2 protein-coding genes and 1 pseudogene are annotated in these 4,072 nt (G+C 72.1%); all 3 read right to left on the bottom strand.

Annotated features, from left to right (window positions below; translation table 11 throughout):
* Window positions 1-119 precede the first annotated feature (119 nt).
* Window positions 120-2,789 carry a DNA internalization-related competence protein ComEC/Rec2 gene (locus AC6EI8_RS24925; protein ID WP_498383180.1) on the bottom strand — a complete coding sequence of 890 codons (2,670 nt, stop codon included), beginning with the start codon at window positions 2,787-2,789 and terminating at the stop codon, window positions 120-122.
* Window positions 2,790-2,996: 207 nt separating this feature from the next.
* On the bottom strand, window positions 2,997-3,839 hold the full coding sequence (locus tag AC6EI8_RS24920) for a TatD family hydrolase (RefSeq protein ID WP_498383179.1): 843 nt from the start codon (window positions 3,837-3,839) through the stop codon (window positions 2,997-2,999).
* Between the two features lie 26 nt (window positions 3,840-3,865).
* Window positions 3,866-4,072, bottom strand: a pseudogene (locus AC6EI8_RS24915) (lipoprotein-releasing system ATP-binding protein LolD); the annotation flags it as partial.

Below are 4,072 nucleotides of genomic sequence, written 5' to 3'. Positions count from 1 at the left end.
GGCGCATCGGCGCATCGGCGCATCGGCGCATCGGCGCATCGGCGCATCGGCGCATCGGCGCAGCGGCGCATCAGCTACTGCCAACCGCGGCCAATAAAGCCTCAACAGGAACCCACCTCTCATTCCGGCGCGTCCGGCGCCGGCCGCCAGTAGCGCCGCGCCTGCTGCCGGAACGACGCGATCGCGATGCCGCCGCGATCCGCGACGACTTCTACCGCGCCCGTGCGATCGCTGCGATAGCGCGCAATCCCGCGGCGCCCATAGCGCGCCCATACCTGTGCATGCGGATGCCGGTAGCGGTTGCGATAGCCGAGCTGGAACACCGCGGCGGTGGGCTGCACCGCATCGAGCCATTCGTCGCTGGACGAGGTGCGGCTGCCATGGTGCGGCACCAGCAGCAGGTCGGCACGCAGCGCATCGGGCGGCAGGCGCGCCACCATCGCCCGTTCGGCGGCGCGATCGATATCGCCGGTCAGCAGCATCGTGGCGTACGGGCTCGAGATCCGCAGCACGCAGCTGCGCGCATTGCTGCCGATCGTGGCGTCGTCGCCCTGTCCCGGCAGCGGATGCAGCAGCTCGAAGCGCACGCCGTCCCATTGCCAGGCGATACCCGCCGCACACACCTCGCTGACATCCGGGCCGACACCGGCCGGCAAGCGCCATAGCGGATGGCCGCGCGGCAACGCCGCCCACATGCGCCGGACCGGCAGCGCCGCCATCACGTCGCGTGCGCCGCCGGCATGGTCGGCGTCCTCGTGGCTGATCACCAGCGCATCGAGCGAATGGATGCCGACCGCGCGCAGGAACGGCACCACCACGCGTTCGCCGGCGCTGGGCCGCGCCGCGTCAGCCGGGCCGTTGACCGAACCTCTGTCCGAACGTCTGTCCGAACCTCTGTCCCAACCTCTGTCCGAACCTCTGTCCGAACCTCTGTCCGAACCTCTGGCCGAACCGCTGGCCGAACCGTTGGTCGGGCCATAGGCCGGCCCGGTGTCGTACAGCAGCCGGTGGCTGCGGGTTTCGATCAGCACCGCCGCGCCCTGCCCGACATCGAGTGCCGTGGCGCGGAACGCCGCGGCGGGCAGCGGTGCACGGCCGCTCGACAGCATCGGAATCAGCAGCACCAGGCCATGCACGCGCCAGCCCCAGCCAAAGGCGCGCGGGGCGAGCAGCACCGCCGTGCCAAGCAGCGCGAAGGCGAGCTCGATGGTATCGGGCCGTGCCGCCTGCCAGACGGCCCAGTTCGGCGCCGATAGCCGGACCAGCACGGCCCCCAGCCATGCCATCGCCTGATGCGCCACCGTCAGCAGCAGCGTGGCCGCCATCGCGATGGCGCCGCCGAGCGGCCAGTCCGCGGGCCACGCCGCCAGCAGCGCCGCGCTCAGGGCCAGCGGCGTCACCAGCAGGCTGACGACCGGAATCGCCAGCGCATTGGCCAGCGGCGACACCACCGACACCTGCTGGAACAACAGCAGCGTCGGCGGCAGCAGTCCGACGGTCACGGCCCATTGCGTGCGCACGCCTTCCGCCAGATGCCGGCGCAGGCCATGCCAGCGCGCCTGCCAGAGCGAAGGCGGTGGCGGCCCGGGCCCGGCTGCAGCGACGGTGCGCTGCGACGCCGCCAGAAAGATCGCCGCCACCGCGCCGAACGACAGCCAGAACCCCGCCGCCCGCACCGCCCAGGGATCGAGCGCGAGTGCCACCGCGGCAGCCCAGGCCAGCACCAGCGAGGCCGGCGGCCGACGCTGCCACCACAGCGCCAGGGCGGCCACGGCGACCATCGCCACGGTGCGCTGCGCCGGGACTTCCATGCCGGACAGCAACCCATAGGCCAGGGCCGACACCACCGCCACCACCGCCGCCGCACGTTGCGCCGGACAGCGCAACGGCAGCGGCCTGCGCATCCATCTGGCCAGGCCGAACGAGCGTCGCCAAAGCGCACGGGCCAGCGCGGCGGCCAGGCCGGAAATCATCGTGATGTGCAGTCCCGAAATGCTGACCAGATGGCCGATGCCGGTGCGCGTGAACCAGCGCCACTGCTCGGCGGCAATATTGCTTTGGTCGCCGATCGCCAGCGCCACCAGCACGCCGGCGAACGGCGCATCAGCCGGCATCGCCGCCAGCATTCGCGCCCGCATCCGCGCGCGCCAGCGTGAAATGCGCCAGGCGGGCCGCAGCGCCACCGGCGATGCCGGGCCGGCCGCCAGCACGTAGCCGGTCGCGCCGATGCCCCGCTGCAGCAACCAGTATTCGTAGCCGAAGCCATGCGGATTGGCGAGGCCGTGCGGCCGCTTCAGCCGCACGGTCAGCGCCAGCCGCGTGCCGGGCAGCAGAGCGGGCGGCGCCTGTTGCCAGCCGAGGGACAGCAGCGCCGGCAAGCCCGCCGGCCGCTTGCCGTCGACGCTCAGGTTGAACCGCAGGCCCTCGCCGTTGCCGGTCGGCAAGCTGGACACCACGCCGGTCAGCGACAGCGTCACGCCTTCGAGCTCGGCGGCGAGCCGTTCGGCCAGCCGGCGCTCGGCGCGCCACGCCGCCCATGCCGCGCCAACGATCAGCGCCGCGAGCACGGTCACCAGTACGGTCGCCAGCCAGCGGGCATGGAAGACAAGGGAGGAAGAACGCGGGCGCGCCGGCACCGTTCGGCGGTGTCGTCCGGCAAGCGGCGACAGCACGAGCACCACGCCAAACGAAGCCAGCCCCGCGGTCATGCTGGTGCCCGCGGAGGGCAGCGCCGGCAGCTGCTGCACCAGCCAGCAACCCGCCACGAAGGCGCACAGGGTCAGGCGCATCGCGGCGCCGGCAACGCAGGAACTACAGGAACAGCAGGGACAGCAACGAACGCCGGGCCCGATACGCCCGCAGCATGTCCATCTGCCGCCGGGCAAATCGTAGAAACCGCAGAAAGCCTAAGGTCCGCAAGTACCGCAGACATGCCCGCCCTCGCTCGAGGATCACGATGCCTGCGTTTATACCGCCGGGCGGCGGCGCGAAACGTGTCAGTCCGTCACGGCGGAGGACGGCGCCATCGTCGCGGCAAAGGCGGCCAGCCGGGGCAGCGCCTCGACCGCATTGCGCCAGGTCGCCTGGGCCAGGGTTGGGGCATCGATGCCGCGCAGTTCGGTCAGCACCCGCGCGACGCCCGCGACCTCGGCCGGTGTGTTGCGCACCTTGCGCTGTTCGCCGAACTGGTCGTCGGTCAGCCATGACGGCGCGATATCGGGCGCATCGGTTTCCAGCACCAGCGCGTCCAGCGGCAACTCCACCGCCAGCCGCCGGATCTGCCGCGCGCGGCTGAAGGTCACGTTGCCGCCGAAGCCGAGCTTGAAGCCCTGCTCGACGAAGCGCTGCGCCTGCTGCGCGCTGCCGTTGAAGGCGTGCGCGATCCCGCGCCGCACGCCGACGCGCCGCAGTTGCGCGGCGACCTGGTCCTGCGACTTGCGGACATGCAGCAGCACCGGCAGATCGAACTCGCGCGCGATCTTCAGCTGCTCGACGTAGAGCCAGGTCTGGTGCTGCGCATCGAGCCCCGGCACGAAGAAGTCCAGGCCGATCTCGCCGATGCCGACGAAGCGGGGATCGGGCAGCGCGGCCTCTACCTCGCGCCGCAGCGCGTCGAGGTCGGGCTGCCCCGCTCCGGGGGTGCACAGCGGATGGATGCCGAACGCGTAGACGCAGGCCGGATGGCGATGCGCCAGCGCGCGCACGGCGGCGAAGTTCGACACCGCCACCGCGGGCAGCACGATGCCGGCGACGCCGGCCGCGGCCGCGGCCGCCACCACCGCGTCGCGGTCGTCATCGAACTCGGCCGCGTCGAGGTGGCAATGGGTGTCGATCCACATCGGGGCAAGCTCCGGCGCGCCGCGGCTCAGCGTTCGCGATGCAGATGGCCGTCGCGCAGCCGCAGCACGCGGTCGCAGCGGTTCGCCAGATCGAGATCGTGCGTGACGATCACGAAGCTGGTGCCCAGCGTGCGCGACAGCTCCAGCATCAGGTCGTAGACGCCGCCGGCGGTGTGGTCGTCGAGGTTGCCGGTCGGCTCGTCGGCCAGCACGCACGCCGGCTGCCCCACCAG

This window comes from Cupriavidus sp. R6-3 (genome assembly GCF_059772245.1).
Note: the sequence above shows the minus strand (reverse complement) of the source record. Positions and strands in the feature narration are given on the sequence as shown.